This is a genomic window from Pseudomonas sp. FP453, assembly GCF_030687495.1.
Classification (GTDB): domain Bacteria; phylum Pseudomonadota; class Gammaproteobacteria; order Pseudomonadales; family Pseudomonadaceae; genus Aquipseudomonas.
Genome location: NZ_CP117435.1, coordinates 296,299 through 313,596 on the forward strand (window position 1 = coordinate 296,299; position 17,298 = coordinate 313,596).

Annotated in this window: 13 protein-coding genes and 1 pseudogene; 6 read left to right on the forward strand and 8 right to left on the reverse strand. The window is 63.0% G+C overall.

From position 1 onward, the window contains the following. Nucleotides 1-78 precede the first annotated feature (78 nt). Nucleotides 79-645, forward strand: coding sequence for an ADP compounds hydrolase NudE (nudE, locus tag PSH87_RS01370; protein ID WP_017737571.1), 567 nt, complete (start codon nucleotides 79-81; stop codon nucleotides 643-645). After that, nucleotides 642-1,478 (forward strand): 3'(2'),5'-bisphosphate nucleotidase CysQ, encoded by an 837-nt coding sequence (gene cysQ, locus PSH87_RS01375; protein ID WP_305432197.1) that lies wholly within the window; start codon nucleotides 642-644, stop codon nucleotides 1,476-1,478. Before nudE ends, cysQ begins: the two co-directional genes overlap by 4 nt. 140 nt (nucleotides 1,479-1,618) lie before the next feature. Here cysQ and PSH87_RS01380 read toward each other — a convergent pair whose 3' ends face one another. From PSH87_RS01380 to rfbB, 7 genes and pseudogenes are all read right to left on the reverse strand, one after another. Continuing rightward, nucleotides 1,619-2,074, reverse strand: a complete 456-nt coding sequence (locus PSH87_RS01380) for a YiiD C-terminal domain-containing protein (RefSeq protein ID WP_017737573.1) — start codon at nucleotides 2,072-2,074, stop codon at nucleotides 1,619-1,621. Continuing rightward, a pseudogene (locus PSH87_RS01385) lies at nucleotides 2,071-3,449 on the reverse strand (sigma-54-dependent transcriptional regulator). Before PSH87_RS01385 ends, PSH87_RS01380 begins: the two are co-directional and overlap by 4 nt. Beyond that, nucleotides 3,446-5,254, reverse strand: coding sequence for an ATP-binding protein (locus PSH87_RS01390; RefSeq protein WP_026136884.1), 1,809 nt, complete (start codon nucleotides 5,252-5,254; stop codon nucleotides 3,446-3,448). The pseudogene PSH87_RS01385 and the gene PSH87_RS01390 overlap by 4 nt, the downstream one beginning before the upstream one ends. A gap of 36 nt (nucleotides 5,255-5,290) precedes the next feature. Continuing rightward, a complete protein-coding gene (rfbD, locus tag PSH87_RS01395) occupies nucleotides 5,291-6,160 on the reverse strand; it encodes a dTDP-4-dehydrorhamnose reductase (protein ID WP_305432200.1) in 870 nt (289 codons plus the stop codon). Continuing rightward, complete coding sequence (gene rfbC, locus PSH87_RS01400) at nucleotides 6,157-6,702, reverse strand: dTDP-4-dehydrorhamnose 3,5-epimerase (RefSeq protein ID WP_305432201.1); 546 nt, start codon at nucleotides 6,700-6,702, stop codon at nucleotides 6,157-6,159. The genes rfbD and rfbC overlap by 4 nt, the downstream gene beginning before the upstream one ends. After that, nucleotides 6,699-7,574: a glucose-1-phosphate thymidylyltransferase RfbA gene (gene rfbA, locus PSH87_RS01405; protein ID WP_305432202.1), complete on the reverse strand. Its 876-nt coding sequence runs from the start codon at nucleotides 7,572-7,574 to the stop codon at nucleotides 6,699-6,701. Before rfbA ends, rfbC begins: the two co-directional genes overlap by 4 nt. Beyond that, the gene (gene rfbB / locus PSH87_RS01410; protein ID WP_305432203.1) at nucleotides 7,571-8,653 is read right to left on the reverse strand and encodes a dTDP-glucose 4,6-dehydratase; all 1,083 of its coding nucleotides are present in this window, start codon (nucleotides 8,651-8,653) and stop codon (nucleotides 7,571-7,573) included. The genes rfbA and rfbB overlap by 4 nt, the downstream gene beginning before the upstream one ends. Before the next feature lie 151 nt (nucleotides 8,654-8,804). Here rfbB and PSH87_RS01415 point away from each other — a divergent pair, with 151 nt between their 5' ends. From PSH87_RS01415 to PSH87_RS01425, 3 genes are all read left to right on the forward strand, one after another. Continuing rightward, nucleotides 8,805-11,705, forward strand: a complete 2,901-nt coding sequence (locus PSH87_RS01415) for an aminotransferase (protein WP_305432205.1) — start codon at nucleotides 8,805-8,807, stop codon at nucleotides 11,703-11,705. A 122-nt stretch (nucleotides 11,706-11,827) separates the two neighbouring features. Continuing rightward, nucleotides 11,828-12,934 (forward strand): agmatine deiminase, encoded by a 1,107-nt coding sequence (gene aguA, locus PSH87_RS01420; RefSeq protein WP_305432207.1) that lies wholly within the window; start codon nucleotides 11,828-11,830, stop codon nucleotides 12,932-12,934. A gap of 234 nt (nucleotides 12,935-13,168) precedes the next feature. Next, nucleotides 13,169-13,381 carry a hypothetical protein gene (locus tag PSH87_RS01425; RefSeq protein WP_305432208.1) on the forward strand — a complete coding sequence of 71 codons (213 nt, stop codon included), beginning with the start codon at nucleotides 13,169-13,171 and terminating at the stop codon, nucleotides 13,379-13,381. 126 nt (nucleotides 13,382-13,507) lie between these two features. Here PSH87_RS01425 and PSH87_RS01430 read toward each other — a convergent pair whose 3' ends face one another. Beyond that, complete coding sequence (locus PSH87_RS01430) at nucleotides 13,508-15,577, reverse strand: TonB-dependent siderophore receptor (protein WP_305432209.1); 2,070 nt, start codon at nucleotides 15,575-15,577, stop codon at nucleotides 13,508-13,510. A 409-nt stretch (nucleotides 15,578-15,986) separates the two neighbouring features. Between PSH87_RS01430 and PSH87_RS01435 the strand changes: the two genes are divergently transcribed. Beyond that, nucleotides 15,987-17,282 (forward strand): OprD family porin, encoded by a 1,296-nt coding sequence (locus PSH87_RS01435; protein ID WP_026136539.1) that lies wholly within the window; start codon nucleotides 15,987-15,989, stop codon nucleotides 17,280-17,282. The last annotated feature ends 16 nt before the right edge of the window (nucleotides 17,283-17,298 follow it).

A 17,298-nucleotide genomic window follows, 5' to 3' on the forward strand; every position in this document is an offset into this window, starting at 1 on the left:
TCATGTAAGTAGAAATATCCGACACAAACAATCGGAAAAGCCACGGTATAGTAACCCGATCACGCCAAGGAGCCGCTTATGCGCCAGAAACCCACCGTCCTCGCCCGCGAAATAGTCGCCAGTAGCCGTTTGTTCCGCGTGGAGGAAGTGCAATTGCGCTTCTCCAATGGCGTTGAACGGACCTACGAACGCCTGGTGGGCCGCGGTGCCGGCTACGGCGCAGTGATGATCGTGGCGATGCTCGACGACGAGCATGCGGTGCTGGTGGAAGAGTACTGCGGCGGCACCGACGAATATGAACTGTCCCTGCCCAAGGGCCTGATCGAACCCGGCGAAGACGTGTTGGCGGCGGCCGAGCGGGAGCTCAAGGAAGAAGCGGGCTACGGTGCACGCCAGCTGGAGCTGATTACCGAGCTGTCGTTGTCGCCGGGGTACATGAGCCAGAAAATCCAGGTGGTGCTGGCCACCGATCTCTACGAAGAACGCCTGGAAGGCGATGAGCCTGAGCCGATGCGCGTGGACAAGGTCAACCTGCGCGAGCTGTCGCAGCTGGCGCAAAACGAGCAATTCAGCGAGGGCCGGGCCCTGGCTGCGTTGTATCTGGTACGAGACTTGTTGACCCAGCGTGGAGCGTTTGACGCATGAGCGAATTGTTTTTAGGCCACCCGTTTATCGCCCCGGTGATCGAGCTGGCGCGTCAAGCCGGCGAAGTGATCCTGCCGTACTGGCGCGCCGATGTGGCCGTGACCGCCAAGGCCGATGACTCGCCGGTGACGGCGGCCGACCTGGCGGCGCACCACCTGATCCTCGCCGGCCTCACCGCGCTGGACCCGAGCATCCCGGTGCTGTCCGAAGAAGATGCCGATATCGACCAGAGCATCCGAGCCAGTTGGCAGCGCTGGTGGCTGGTTGATCCGCTGGATGGCACCAAGGAATTTATCGCCGGCAGCGAAGAATTCACCGTCAATATCGCCTTGATCGAGCAGGGCCGCGTAGTGTTTGGCGTGGTGTCGATGCCCACCATCGGGCGTTGCTACTTCGGCGGTGCGGGCCTGGGGGCGTGGCGTTCGGACGTGAACGAAGCGCCCCGGCAGATCCAGGTGCGCACGGCCCCGGCGGCGGGAGAAGCGTTCACCGTGGTTGCCAGCCGGCGCCACAGCAGCCCGGAGCAGGAGCGTTTGCTGGCGGGTTTGAGCGAAGGCTTGGGTGAACTGAAACTGGCGAATATCGGCAGTTCGTTGAAGTTCTGCCTGTTGGCGGAGGGCAGTGCGGATTGTTATCCGCGCCTGGCGCCGACGTCGCAGTGGGATACCGCCGCGGCCCAGGGTGTGCTGGAAGGTGCGGGCGGCGAAGTGCTGGAGTTGAGCGGTGTGCCGTTCAGTTATCCGGCGCGGGAATCGTTGTTGAATCCGTTCTTCCTCGCGTTGCCGGCGAAAGCGGCATGGCGCGAGCGTTTACTGGCTTTGGCACGCTCCTGAGGCTTGCATAAATCAATGTGGGAGCTGGCTTGCCTGCGATGCAGGCGCCTCGGTCTGTCAGTTAAACCGCAGTGATGCCATCGCAGGCAAGCCAGCTCCCACAAAAGCCCGTTCCCACAGGTGGTTCTGTGTGGAGGCTTTCAGCGGTGCAGGACGTACTGGCCGGTGAAGGTCACTGCGCGGTCCTCACTGCCTTCATTCACAATCCACGTCTCCAGCGTCAACCTTGCGCGGCCATAACGCTTATAGGTCGCCACAAACCGCTTCCACACCTTATCTTCCGGCGCCTGGCACACCACTGTCGCATCCCGCGTGACGGGCAGCGGATAACTGATCTGCCCCTCCTGAATCACGATATGCCCGTCTTCAATCCCTTCCTCACGCAACTGCAAATGCAGCCAGCCCCAACCCGCCAACACCGCGCCGCAATAAAGACTGCCGCCAAACATGGTGCTTTTATGGTTGATATTGGCCTGCAACGGCAGGTGCAGTTCCAGCCGCCCGTGTTGCCAGTCGCGCACTTTGAGGCCCATCTCCCGGGTCAGGGGGATGTCGTGGTGCAGCACCGATTCCAGGTCATCGCTGGCGTGGGTCATTCGTCGTCACCACTTTGGTTGGCAAAGTTCAGGCCGTGCTTGCGCAGCTTGTCGTGCAAGGTTTTGCGCGGTACGCCCAAGGCTTCGGCGAGGCTGCGCATGGAGCCGTGGGGGCGGGTCAGTTCGGCGGCGATCAGGCTTTTTTCGAACTGCTCGACCTGCTCGCTCAAGCCGCCCGACGTGGACGTCAGCACGTGGGCATGGGGATTGTCCGGCGTGGCGTCCAGCGCCAGCTCCAGCCCGAGGGCGAAGCGTTCGGCGGCGTTCTGCAACTCACGCACATTGCCCGGCCAGCTGTGACGCAGCAGCAGCGCGCGCTGGCCCGGTTGCAGTTCGTGCAGGGGCAGGCCGTGGCGGCTGCTGGCTTCATCGGCGAAGTGCTGGAACAGCATCAACGCATCTTCACCGCGCTCGCGCAGGGGCGGGATGCGCAGCGAGGCGACGTTGAGGCGGTAATACAAGTCGGCGCGGAAGCGGCCCTGGTCGGCGGACTGGCGCAAGTCTTCCTTGGTGGCGGCGATGATGCGGATATCCAGCGGGATCAGCTGATTGCCACCCAGGCGTTCCACCACGCGTTCTTGCAGCAGGCGCAGCAACTTGACCTGCACATCCAGGCTCATGCTTTCGATTTCATCGAGGAACAGCGTGCCGCCGTTGGCGAATTCGAACTTGCCGATGCGGCGTTTCTGCGCGCCGGTAAACGCGCCGGGCTCGTGGCCGAACAGCTCGCTTTCCACCACTGATTCGGCGAGAGCGCCGGCGTTGATCGCCACGAACGGCCCGCTGCGCCGGCTGGACAGATCGTGCAGCGCCCGCGCGACCACCTCTTTGCCGGCGCCGGTCTCGCCGAGGATCAGCACATCGGCCTTGGTCGCCGCCAGGGCGCCGATCTGCTCGCGCAGGCGCAGCATTTGTGGCGAGTGGCCCACCAGGCGCGTGCTCAGTTGCTGGCGGTCGCTGAGGGCCAGGCGGCAGGCTGCGGTTGTCCAGCACCAGGCGGCGCAGGGCCAGGGCGCGGCGCACGCTGTCGAGCAGGGCGTCGCTGGCGAAGGGTTTTTCCAGGAAATCATAGGCGCCAGCGCGCATGGCCTGCACCGCCAGCGGCACGTCGCCATGGCCGGTGATCAGCAGCACGGGCAGGTCCGGGTCCTGCCCGTGCAGTTCGGCGAGCAGCTCCAGGCCGTCCATGCCGGGCATGCGGATGTCACTGACCACCACCCCCGGCCAATCCCGCGACAGGCGCGCGGTGAGGCCGCTGGCTTCGCCCAGGGGGCAGGACTTTCAGCCCGGCCAGGTCCAGGGTCTGGCACAGGGCCTGACGCAGGTGTGGATCGTCGTCGATCAACACCACCTGAATCCCGTTGTCGATACTCATACGCTGCGGTCCTCGGACGGTTGCAGACTGACGCCCGGCGAGCCGGCACGCAATTTCAGGGTTAACAGCGCGCCGCCTTCCTTGTGGTTGGCGAACAGCAGTTCGCCGCCAAAGGCACGCATCAAGGTGTCGCAGATCGCCAGGCCGAGGCCAAGGCCCTGGGTGCGCGTCTTGGTGGTGTAGAACGGCTCGCTGGCGCGGCCCAGGGCTTCCATGCAAAAGCCCGGGCCGTTGTCGCGAATGTACAGGTTGACGCCCTGTTCGGTGGTTTCGGCACTCAGCCAGAGTTTGCGCGGCGGGCCTTTTTCGGTGAGGGCGTCGAGGGCGTTGGCCAGCAGGTTGCCGAGCACCTGGCGCAGACGGGTTTCGCCGGCCTGCACCCACAGCGTCGCCTCGGGCAGGTCGCGAATCAGCTCGACTTCCATCGAGCGCCGCCGCTTGGCCAGCAAGGCCAGGGCATCGTCCAGCGCCGGTTGCAGGCCGACGCTTTCCGGCGCATGCCGGTCGCGGCGGGCAAAGGCGCGCAGGTGGGCGATGATCGAGGCCATGCGCCCGGTCAGTTCGCTGATCAGCTTGAGGTTGCCGCGCGCATCGTCGGTGCGCTGGTGGTCGAGGAGGATCTCGGCGTTTTCCGCATAGCTGCGGATTGCCGCCAACGGCTGGTTGAGCTCGTGGCTGATACTCGCCGACATGGTGCCCAGCGCCGACAGTTTGCCCGCCTGTACCAGATCATCCTGGGCGCGCACCAACTCTTGTTGCGCCTGTTCGCGTTCCAGCACTTCCTGTTTCAGGCGCCGGTTCAGGCCTTCAAGGTCGCTGGTGCGCTCGATCACCCGCGCTTCCAGCTCGCGGCGTGCCTTGGCTTCGAAGGCGATGCGCTCCAGGTAGTGGCGGCGGCGCTGCATCAGCAAACCGAGCAAGAGCATCAGCACCAGCAACGTCGCGCCGCCGACGGCGACCACGGTGCGCACCGGGCGGTTGATCAAGGATTGCGGCGCGAGGATTTCCACGTTCCAGCCGGTCTCGGCAATCGCCGTGGATTGGCGCAGCCACGCCGTGGAGCTGAGGGTCAGCGGCTGTGGGTCGCGGGTCGGGTAGGGTTGGATGGCGATGATCGCCTGGCGCTCTTCGGCGGTCAGCGGGCGGGTCGCACGGAAGCGCCATTGCGGGCGTGAAGTGAGGATCACCACGCCGTTGTGGTCGGTCACCAGCAGTTGTTCCGGGGTGTTGCCCCACAAGCTTTCGGTGTGGTCCAGATCGACCTTGACCACCAGCACGCCGATGATGGTGTCGCCATCGCGCACGGCGGCGGCGAAGAAGTAGCCGCGCTTGGCCGAGGTGGTGCCCAGGCCGAAAAACCGCCCCAGTCGCCCGGCCATGGCTTCGCTGAAATACGGCCGGAAGGAAAAATTACGCCCGACAAAACTGTCCTGTTTATCCCAGTTCGACGCGGCGAGGGTCTTGCCGTGGGTGTCCATCAGGTACATCACCTCCACCCCGGCCTGGGCGGCGACGTCCTTGAGCAACTGGTTGGCGTTGGTCAGGTTGGTGCTGACCTGCGGCGCGTCCAGCGCCGTGCGCAGGGCCGGCAAGTCGCCGAGGATCTGCGGTAAAACCTCAAAGCGGTGCAGGGTGCCGAGCAGGTTGGCGACGTACAGGTCGAGGGTCTGGCGGTTCTGCCCGGCCAGTTCGTTGCGGTAATAACGCTCGGCCAGGTGCTCCAGCGGCCATAGCAGCGGCGCCAGGCACAACGCCAACAGGGCGAGGCTGCGCCAGCGGGGTCTTCGCGGGAGGGTTGGAGTCATGGAAGTCGGGCGCCTGGGGGTACAGGCGCATTATGCCTAGTGCTGCGCGGCAAGACACTCGCGCAATGCGTCCTGCCAGTGCGGCTGGCTGACGTGCCACTGCTGTTGCAGGCGACTGCAATCGAGGCGCGAGTTCAGCGGGCGTTGGGCGGGCGTGGGGTAGGCGCTGGAGGGGATCGCCTCCAGTTCGGCGCAAACCTTGCCCTCGGCGCGCAAATGTTCGCCAATCGCCTGTGCGAAGCCGAACCATGAGGTTTCGCCCCCGGCGGTCAGGTGATAGACGCCCCATTCGCCCGCTGCGCCGGCCTGCCAGCGCTCGATCAGGGCACGGGTGCTGTGGGCGATGCTGCCAGCCCAGGTCGGCGCGCCGATCTGGTCGGCGACGATGCGCATCTGCGGCTTCTCTTGCAGCAGGCGCTGCATGGTCAGCAGGAAGTTCTTGCCGTGGTTGGAATACACCCAGCTGGTGCGCAGGATCAGGTATTCGCCGCCCACCGCCGCAATCGCCTGCTCGCCGGACAGCTTGCTTTGGCCGTAGACGCTGAGCGGGTTGGGTGTGTCGGTCTCGGTATAGGGCGCCGCTTTAGTGCCATCGAACACGTAATCGGTGGAGTAGTGGATCAACGGCACGCCCAGGACCTTGGCTTCTTCGGCGAGGATGCCGGGCGCTATGGCATTGATCGCGAACGCGGCGTCCGGCTCGCTTTCGGCCAGGTCCACGGCGGTGTGGGCGGCGGCGTTGATGATCAGGCCGGGGCGGTGAGCGCGGACTTGCTGGCGGATGTGCTCGGGGTTGGCCAGGTCAAGCTGGTCGCGGCCGAGCACGATGAGCTCGCCCAAACCCTGGAGTCGCTGTTGCAGTGCCTGGGAGACTTGGCCGTGTTGGCCGGTGATCAGGATCTTCATGGGAACAGGTCGGCTTCCATCAGCAATTTGCCCGCCTGGTCCTTGGCCGACAGCTGCGGCGCCTCGCTCAGCTGCCAGTCGATGGCCAGCGTCGGGTCATTCCACAGGATGCTGCGCTCGGCACTTGGCTGGTAATAGTCGGTGGTCTTGTACAGGAACTCGGCGAAATCGCTGAGCACCACAAACCCATGGGCAAAGCCTTCCGGCACCCACAGTTGGCGGTGGTTCTGCGCCGACAGCCGCACACTCACCCACTGGCCGAAGTTCGGCGAGCTGCGGCGGATGTCCACGGCCACGTCCAGCACCTCGCCGGCGGTGACGCGCACCAGTTTTCCCTGGGTGTGTTCGAGTTGATAGTGCAGGCCGCGCAACACGCCTTTTTGCGAGCGCGAGTGGTTGTCCTGCACAAAGTCGCGCTGCAGCCCGGTGGCCTCGGCAAAGGCGCGGGCATTGAAGCTCTCGTAGAAAAACCCGCGCTCGTCACCGAACACCTTGGGCTCCAGGATCAGCACACCGGGCAGCGCGGTGTCGACCACGTTCACGGGGTGTCTCCCGCCAGCGAATAGAGGTACTGGCCGTAACTGGTCTTGCCGAAATACTTGGCGCGCTCCAGCAGATGTTCGCGGTCGATCCAGCCGCTGGTGTAGGCGATTTCTTCGAGGCACGCGACCTTCAGGCCCTGGCGGCGCTCGATGGTCTGCACGTACTGCGAGGCATCCAGCAGGCTGTCGTGGGTGCCGGTGTCGAGCCAGGCGAAGCCACGGCCAAAGCGTTCCACCTGCAAGTCGCCGCGACGCAGGTAGGCGTTGTTGACGTCGGTGATTTCCAGTTCGCCCCGGGCCGAGGGCTTGACCGCCTTGGCGATCTCGATCACGTCGTTGTCGTAGAAATACAGGCCGGTGACCGCATAGCTGGACTTGGGCACCGCCGGTTTTTCCTCGATGGACAGGGCGCGGCCTTCGCTGTCGAAGTCGATCACGCCGAAACGCTCCGGGTCTTTGACCCAGTAGCCGAACACCGTGGCGCCTTTGCCGCGGTTGACGGCGGCGTGCAACTGCGCGCTGAAGCTTTGCCCGTGGAAAATGTTGTCGCCGAGGATCAGGCACACCGGGTCGCTGCCAATGAACTGCTCGCCAATCAGGAAGGCTTGCGCCAGGCCGTCCGGCGTCGGTTGCTCGGCGTAGCTGAACGTGACGCCGAACTGGCTGCCGTCGCCCAGCAGGTTGCGGTATTGCGGCAGGTCGGCCGGGGTGGAAATCACCAGGATCTCCTTGATGCCGGCCAGCATCAGCACCGAGATCGGGTAGTAGATCATCGGCTTGTCATACACCGGCAACAGCTGTTTGGACACGCCCAGGGTGATGGGGTGCAGACGCGTGCCGGAGCCACCGGCCAGTACGATTCCTTTCATCATGCGATCAGATCCCTCATGTCGGTGTTGCCCAATCGTTGACCCTGATAACTGCCGTCTTGGACCCTGCGGCACCAGTCCAGGTTATCCAGGTACCACTGCACGGTTTTGCGTAGACCGGTTGCAAAGGTTTCCGCTGGCACCCAGCCCAGTTCGCGCTGGATCTTGCTGGCATCGATGGCGTAGCGCTGATCGTGGCCGGGGCGGTCTTTGACGAAGGTGATCAGGTCGCTGTAACTCGTCACGCCGGGTGGATGCTGCGGCGCCAGTTCTTCCAGCAGCGCGCAGATACTGCGCACCACGTCGATATTCTTTTGCTCGTTGTGCCCGCCGATGTTGTAGGTCTCGCCCACCACGCCTTGCGTCACCACCTTGAGCAGCGCCCGCGCGTGGTCTTCGACAAATAGCCAGTCGCGCACCTGCAAACCATCACCATAGACCGGCAAGGGCTTGCCCGCGAGGGCGTTGAGAATCACCAGCGGGATGAGTTTTTCCGGGAAATGGAACGGCCCGTAGTTGTTGGAACAGTTGGTCAGCAGCACCGGCAGCCCGTAGGTGCGCTGCCAGGCGCGCACCAGGTGGTCGGACGCCGCCTTGCTCGCGGAGTAGGGTGAGCTGGGGGCGTAGGGCGTGGTTTCGGTGAAGAGGTCGTCCACGCCGTGCAGGTCGCCGTACACCTCGTCGGTGGAGATGTGGTGGAAGCGGAATGCGTTTTTCGCGGCTGGGTCGAGGGTCTGCCAATAACCCCGGGCGGCTTCCAGCAGGCTGTAGGTGCCGACGATATTGGTCTGGATAAAATCCGACGGGCCGTCGATGGAGCGGTCCACGTGGGACTCGGCCGCCAGGTGCATGATCGCCTGCGGTTCGAAGCGCGCGAGCACGGCGCTGACGGTGGCCTGGTCGATGATGTCGGCCTGGACGAACTCGTAGCGGCTGTTGGACGCGATGGAAGTCAGCGATTCGAGGTTGCCGGCGTAGGTGAGTTTGTCGAGGTTGAGCACTTCATGCTCGGTGTGCTGGATCAGGTGACGTACCAGAGCAGAACCGATAAAACCGGCGCCACCGGTAATGAGAATGCGCATGTCGGGGCCCTTTTCCTTTTGACGGACATTTAGCGAATGGAGCATAGCCTGTGTTGCCGCGCGCGGTAGGGCAGGATGTGTCGGGGGGTTGCACAAGCCCCCTGAACAATGGCGAACTAAGCGCCTGATAAAAATACCGAGGTTGCCCCCGATGCTGCTCGCCACGTTGATTCACCGCGCCAGTCTACCCTGCCCGCAAGTGGGCCCCGAGCAGGCAGCGCAATTATTGGCGCAGCATTATGGCCTGGCTGGCACCTTGCAATCATTGGGCAGCCAGCAAGACCTCAATTACAGGGTGGACAGCCCTCGCGGCCGATTTGTTCTGAAAATCTGCCGGGGCGACTACGCCGCCGTGGAGTTGCAGGCCCAGCACGCCGCGCTCAATAGCCTGCAAGGCGTGCGCGTGCCCAAAGTGGTCAAGGCGCTGAACGGCGATGAACTGCTGACCGTCACCCTCGACGGGCAAACCCTGCACCTGCGCGTGCTCGACTACATCGACGGCCAGCCGCTGACCCATCGGCCGCACCTGGGGCGCGAGGTGATCGCAGGCTTTGGCGAGCTGTGCGGGCGCATGAGCCTGGCCCTGGCGGATTTCGCCCATCCGGGCCTGGAGCGCACGTTGCAGTGGGACCCGCGCCATGGGCGGGAGCTGATCGCGCATTTGCTGGCGACCTTGCCAGAGCTGCCGCACCGCGCCGAGCTGGAACAGGTCGCCGCGCAGGTCGAAGCGCGCATCCGGCCGCTGGCGGAGCAGTTGCCGTGGCAAGCCGTGCACATGGATATCACCGATGACAATGTGGTCTGGCAGCGTGATGCCGCGCGGCAGTGGCAGGTCGAGGGCGTGATTGATTTCGGCGACCTGGTGCACACCTGGCGCATTGCCGACCTGTCGGTGACCTGCGCGGCGTTGCTGCACCACGCCGAGGGCGATCCCTTTGCGATCTTGCCGGCGATCCAGGCGTGCCACGCGGTGACGCCGTTGCAGCGCGCCGAGCTACAGGCGCTGTGGCCGCTGATCGTCGCGCGTGCGGCGGTGCTGGTGTTGAGCAGCGAGCAACAGCAATGCCTGGACCCGGATAACGCTTACCTGCTGAAAAACGCCGAGCACGAGTGGGAAATCTTCCACGTGGCCACGTCGGTGCCGTTCGAGTTGATGGAAGCGGCGATTCTGCGCAGCGTCGGCGAAGACCTGCCGGCGGTGGCCAGCGAGGATTTTGCGTCGTTGTTGCCGGGGCTGGTGGGGCGCGAATTTGCCCTGATCGATCTGGGCGTACTCAGCCCGCATTTCGAGGCGGGCAACTGGGAGCACGCGGGGATTGACCGCCGCTTGCTGGATGAAGCGGCGGCGGTGCATGGGCTGGCCGCCAGCCGTTATGGCCAGTACCGGCTGTCGCAGACCTGCCCGGACAGTGCCGTTGAACCGGCGACGTTCCCGCTGCATGTCGAGCTGCATTTGCCCCACGGCACGCTGTTGGAAGTGCCCTTCGCCGGGACGTTGCAGCACGGCGCGGACGGCCTGGTCAGCGTGCAGGGCGTCGAATTGAGCCTGCGTTTGTGGGGCGTGAACACCGTATTGAACGCTGGCGCGCTGTTGGTCGAGGGCCAAGTGTTGGGTGAAGTACACGCGCCGTTGACCGTGCAACTGTGCCGCGCCGAGCTGGAACCGCCGCTGTTCTGCACGCCGTCGCGGGCGTTGGCGTGGCAAGCCTTGTGTCCATCGCCCGCGACGCTGCTGGGGTTGGCCTGCGACGCCGAACCCGAGCTGGACCCCGAGGCCCTGCTGGCCCGGCGCGACGCCAGCTTCGCGCGCTCGCAAAAACACTATTACGTCGACCCGCCGCGCATCGAACGCGGCTGGCGCAACCATTTGATCGATATGCAGGGCCGCTCCTACCTGGACATGCTCAACAACGTCGCGGTGCTCGGCCATGGTCACCCGCGCATGGCGGCGGTGGCGGCGCGGCAGTGGTCGCTGCTCAATACCAACTCGCGTTTCCACTACGCGGCGATTGCGGAATTTTCCGAGCGCTTGCTGGCGCTGGCGCCCGAAGGCATGGACCGGGTGTTCCTGGTCAACAGCGGCACTGAAGCCAATGACCTGGCGATTCGCCTGGCCTGGGCCTACAGCGGCGGGCGCGACATGCTCAGCGTGCTGGAGGCGTATCACGGCTGGTCGGTGGCGGCGGATGCGGTGTCCACCTCGATTGCCGACAACCCCCAGGCGCTGAGCAGTCGCCCGGATTGGGTGCATCCGGTGACCGCGCCGAATACCTATCGCGGCGAGTTCCGTGGGCCGGACAGTGCGCCGGATTACGTACGAAGCGTGGAACACAACCTGGCGAAAATCGCCGCGAGTAAACGCCAACTGGCCGGCTTTATCTGCGAGCCGGTGTACGGCAACGCCGGGGGCATCTCGTTGCCGCCGGGCTATTTGCAGCAGGTGTACGGGCTGGTGCGCGCCAGGGGCGGCGTGTGCATCGCCGACGAGGTGCAGGTCGGTTACGGGCGCATGGGCCACTTTTTCTGGGGCTTTGAAGAACAGGGCGTGGTGCCGGACATCATCACCATGGCCAAGGGCATGGGCAACGGCCAGCCGCTGGGCGCGGTGATTACCCGGCGCGACATCGCCGAGGCGCTGGAGGCCGAGGGGTATTTCTTCTCGTCGTCGGGGGGCAGCCCGGTCAGTTGCCGGATCGGCATGGCGGTGCTGGACGTGATGGCCGAAGAAAAACTGTGGGAAAACGCCCAGGTGGTTGGCGGGCATTTCAAGGCGCGGTTGGCAGAACTGATCGACCTGCATCCATTGGTCGGCGCGGTTCACGGTTCCGGCTTCTATCTGGGCCTGGAGTTGGTCCGCGACCGGCAGACGCTGGAGCCCGCGACCGAAGAAACCGCGCTGTTGTGTGATCGCCTGCGCGAGCTGGGCATTTTCATGCAGCCGACGGGGGATTATCTGAACATCCTCAAGATCAAGCCGCCGATGGTCACGTCCCGGCGCAGTGTGGATTTCTTCGTGGACATGCTGTCGAAGGTGCTTGGCGAGCAATTGTAGTTAATCGATTCTTATCGGCTATTTAATGTCATATTTATCGCCGATGATCCTTGAGCGCTTTTAAAGCCGATTTTTATCCGTTATAAAGTCGGCCTTTACCCCCATTCGGAGTCTTGATCGCCATGACCACCCTGCACAGCACACCCCGCGCCGATGGCTTCCATATGCCTGCCGAATGGGCGCCACAGACCCAGGCCTGGATGATCTGGCCCGAGCGCCCGGACAACTGGCGCCTGGGCGGCAAGCCGGCGCAGGCAGCGCATGTGGCGGTGGCCAAGGCCATTGCGCGTTTCGAACCGGTGACCGTGGCGGTGTCTGCGGGCCAGTACGAAAATGCGCGTGCGCGCCTGGATGGGCCGAATATCCGCGTGGTGGAAATGTCCAGCGACGACGCCTGGGTGCGCGACACCGGGCCGACCTTCGTGATCAATGGCAGCGGCGAAGTGCGCGGCGTGAACTGGGATTTCAACGCCTGGGGCGGGTTTGACGGCGGCCTGTACGCGCCGTGGAACCGCGACTCGCAGGTGGGTGGCAAGATCCTCGAAATCGAACGCGCGCCGCGCTACCGCACCGAAGGCTTCGTGCTGGAAGGCGGCTCGATCCACGTTGACGGCGAAGGCACGCTGATCACCACCGAAGAGTGCCTGCTCAACCGCAATCGCAACCCGCACCTGGACCGCGCGGCGATCGAGGCGGTGCTCAGCGCCAACCTGGCTGTGGATAAGATCATCTGGCTGCCGGACGGCCTGTTCAACGACGAAACCGACGGCCATGTGGATAACTTCTGCTGCTACGTGCGCCCCGGCGAAGTGCTGCTGGCCTGGACCGACGACGTGCAAGACCCGAACTACGCGCGCTGCCACGCCGCCATGGACGTGCTGCACAGCAGCACCGACGCCCAGGGCCGCGCGTTCACCGTGCATAAAATGCCGATCCCGGGGCCGCTGTACGCCACCGAGGAAGAATGCGCCGGTGTCGACCCGGTGGACGGTTCGCAGGAGCGTAATCCGACCGTACGTTTGGCCGGTTCCTACGTGAACTTCCTGATCGTCAACGGCGGCATCATCGCGCCGAGCTTCGATGACCCGATGGACGGCCCGGCGAAGAAGATCCTCCAGGATCTGTTCCCGCAGCACGAAGTGGTGATGGTGCCGGGCCGCGAACTGTTACTGGGCGGCGGCAATATCCATTGCCTGACCCAACAACAGCCGGCCCCGCAGAAAAAGTGAGTGCAGTTGTAACAGCAGCATGAGGGTGACCGGGCACTGAGCAATTCCGGTACTCATGGCAAGCCCGCGGCCCAGCAAGGTCGCGGGCTTTTTTGTGGGTAAATGCCTACAAAAACTGGGGGTTGGCATAGCTCTTGTATCGCTGTTGCGACAGTGATCGAGGTTTATGACTCAGCAGTTCTGTCATAAACCTTGAGTAAGTTAGCCGCTCAAGCAGTAGGAGAGAGCGCTGAAATGAGTCCTCAAATCAACCTGATGTACACGCGCACGTTTCACCCGATGCGGGTCAACGGCGACGCGATCCAAGCACTGGGGCTCTGGTTGAAGGAAAACGGCTCACGGAAGAGCAGGCTGCCTGATTTGCGCAGCGTGTTGAGCGAGCGGTATCCGGTGGGTTTGTTTAGTGAGGATGAAGTGCACGTGTTGTGCGATTTGCTGCAGAACTAAAGAACACTGCAATCCAGAAATGTGGGAGCTGGCTTGCCTGCGATAGCGGTGTGTCAGCCCCACATCAGGTGCTGACCCACCGCTATCGCAGGCAAGCCAGCTCCCACATTGGTTCTGTGTTTGGGTTTAGAAGCTGTAGGTGCCGGTTACGACGAGGCTACGCGGCTCGCCTGGCTGAATCTGCGCCACGCTGGTCGCCGACGCGTAGTAGTTCTTGTCGGCGATATTGTTCAGTGCCGCGCGCACATCCCATTCCTTCTGACGGAACCCGGCCAACGCATCCCAACGGCCGTAGCCCGGCAGCACCACGGTGTTGAGGCTGTCGGCGTAACGGTCGCCCACCAGGGTCAAGCCGGTTTCCGCGTACCAGCCCATCTCTGGTTTCCAGGTGATGAACAGGCTGCCATTGCGCTTGGCCACGTCGTTGACGCGCTTGCCTTCAAAGCCGTTGTTGTCCTTCACCACCGTGGCGTCCTGCAGGCCAATCCCCCCGCGTACATACCAGTTGCCGACGATCTTGCCGGTGGCGGTCAACTCGACGCCGCGTGAGCGTTGCAGGCCGCTGAGCAGCGTAATGGTGCGGTCCAGTGGGTCGGCGGTGCGGCGGTTGTAGAGTTCCAGTTCGTACACGGCCAGGGTGGTGCTCAGGCGGTCGTCGAGCCAGTCGCTTTTGACGCCGATTTCCTTTTGCTTGGTCAGCTCGGGGCTCAAGTCGTTGGCGCCGCTGGTGGCGCTCGGGGTGATGCCGATCAGGCCGCCGCCCGCTGGGGAGAACGTCTTGCTCCACGAGGCGTAGAACGAGTGGTTTTCCAGGGGCGTCCACACCAGGCCGATGCGTGGGCTGGCGTTATGGCTGTCGACGTTTTGCTGGAGGTTGTTGATTTTGTTCTTGGTGTCGACTTCAAAGCGGTCGTAGCGCAAGCCGGCGAGGACTTGCCATTGATCGTTCAGGCGCAGTTGGTCCTGCACGTAGACGGCACGGCTTTCGACTTCGGTGTGGTTGTTGCTCGATAGGCTCATGCGCCCGGTGTGGCTCAAGTGGCGATTGGGCTGGTTGAGGTCGAGGCGCGGCACGCTCGTGCCGCCGTTGTAGAGCTTCGGATCGCGGCGTTGGCTGCCCATTTCGACGCCGGTGAGCAGGCGATGCTCCAGGCCGAAGGTGCTGAAGCTGCCTTCCAGTTCGACGTTGTTGGTGATGTTGAAGGTGCGCAGGTCCTGCTGCCAGCGCTGGCGCGTGACGCTGTTGGTCGCGGGCACGTAAGCGACTTGATACGTGTTGTCGAAATCGCTGTCGAGTTTGAACAGACCGAGCGTCTGGCGCAGTTGCCAGTTGTCGTTGAGCTCATAGGCGAGCTTGGAGCGCAGCGACTGGGACTTGTCGTCGATGTAGTCGCGGCTGTCGCCGTAGGTGGTGCTGCGGCTCACATCGGCCGGGCGACCGTTGACGCCGGGGATGCCGCGATCGGGCGTGCGGTTGTAGCGGCTGTATTCGTATTGCACCAGCCAGTTCAGGTCGGGCGTGAGCTGCCAGCTCATGGACGGTGCGAACAGTTGGCGGTTGCCGCTGACGCCATGACGGAAGCTGTTGTTGTCCTGGTTGCCCATGTTCAGGCGCAGGCTGATGGTGTCGCTGGGGTCAGTGCTCAAGTCGGCGTACAGGCTGCGCAAATCATTGCTGCCGCCCTGGGCTTCGATGCTGGATTTATGCCCGGCGGTGGGCAGTTTGCTCACGCGGTTGACGATCCCTCCCTGACCGCCTCGCCCGTAGAGTACTGCGGCTGGGCCCTTGAGCACTTCGATGCGCTCGATGTTATGCAGGTCTCGGACGTATTGGCTGTCGTCGCGGATGCCGTCGAGGTAGAAGTCGTTGCTCGCGTCGAAACCGCGAATGCGCAGGCTGTCGAAGCGCGTATCGGCGCCGCTGCTGACGTTGGGAATGCCGCTCAACGCCTGGCCCAGGTCATTGGTGCCGTAGGACCGCAGGCTTTCCGTCTTCACCGAGTCGATGGCCTGGGGCACATAACGCACCGGGGTGGCTGTGCGCGTGGCGGTGCTGGTTTCCTTGATGCGTGGGTCGTCTTCGTCAGCTTCGGCGCTGATCGACGTAGTGGGCAAGGTGGTGGCAGCACAGGCAAAACCAGCAGACAGCAGAACGGAGAGCCCAAGTGTGATGGGCGTCAGGCGTGGGGCAGGCATGGGGAAATGTATCCGAATTGTTTGGGAGGAGAATTGCGCGTTAATGGTAATGCTTTGCATTAACGCTCGTGATGGATTCCCAAATGTATCGGCTTTGAAATGTGTTACAGAATGTGTTTAACGACCCGGTTGATAGGGTTTTTTGTCGTTTTCAGAAGCGCTGTAGGCCGTTGCTTAGAATTATTTCGCCTAAATACAGACGATTCGCGAAATTGACACATAGTTCCGGGCGCGACTAGGATTGCGCCCAACGCCTGTGGCTAACAGCCATGACTCATCCAATAAAAAAAGGCCCGCGGCAGTTCAGTCGTCCGCGGGTCTTCTTTTTTCCGGGAAAAGTCGATACCAGAAAGCAATACGGAGCCTGGTGTCATAGCGCGTACTCAACCAGTAATAAGGAATATAAGAAATGTTGAAGCAACGGATGAGTCTGATCGCTCTGGGGATTTTGAGCGCATCGACAGCAATGGCCAACGACCAGGAACAATCCAAGGGTTTCGTTGAAGACAGCCACCTGAACATCGCGGCACGTAACGCTTACATCAGCCGTGACTACAAAAACCACAACCAGGACAAAGCTGAATGGGGCCAAGGCTTCATCGGCAAGTTCGAGTCCGGTTTCACCCAAGGCACCGTGGGTGTGGGTGTGGACGTACTGGGCCAATACGCTATCCGTCTGGACGGTGGTAAAGGTCGCAGCGGCGGCGGCGGCATCGACTTCTTCAAGCAAGGCGACAGCGGCGCGGCCGCCAACGACCTGGCCAAGGGCGGCGCAGCTGTTAAGGCGCGTATCTCCAACACCGTACTGAAATACGGTCAGCAACTGCCGAACGTACCGGTCCTGGCCTACGACAGTGGCCGTCTGCTGGCGGAAACCTACGAGGGCACCTCGATCGTTTCCAAAGAAATCGCCGGCCTGCAACTGGACGCTGGTCATTTCACCAAGCAAGGCCGTAAAAGCGCCGAAGGCAGCGACAGCGGCCACCTGAAAAGCATCGACTACGTCGGCGGTAGCTACAAGTTCACCGAAAGCCTGTCGGCCGCGCTGTACGCTTCCGATATGCAGGACGTGCTGAAGAAGCAATACGTCAACGTGAACTACGTGCTGGCCCTGCCAGAGAAGCAGTCGCTGACCTTTGACTTCAACGGCTACAAAACCAAGCTGGACAAAGATTTCGCCCAGCTGACCCAAGGCGATCAAGACGCCCGCGACAACAAAATCTGGAGCCTGGCGGCTACTTGGGCTGTTGGCGCACACAGCTTCACCGTCGCTCACCAGCGCAGCACCGGTGACACCGGCTACCTGTACAGCGGCTACCACCAGGACAACAAGAACAGCGGCATTGGCGACGGTGGCAACACCATCCTGTTGGCCAACTCCTACTGGTCTGACTTCAACGGCAAGGACGAGCGTTCCTGGCAGGTTGGCTACGGCCTGGACTTCAGCGCCTACGGCGTGCCTGGCCTGAGCTACAACGTGGCTTACGTGCGCGGCACCAACATTGACGACGGTACCAACCGTGGCAATGGCACCGAGCGCGAAATCTTCAACCAGTTCAAGTACGTGGTTCAGAGCGGCCCAGCCAAAGACCTGAGCCTGCGTGCTCGTGCCTCGTGGTTGCGCGTTTCGAACAACGCCAGCAACTACAACATTGGCGGTAACGAACTGCGTCTGTTCGCTGACTACCCGATCAACGTTTTCTAAGTGATCGGTTGTAGCG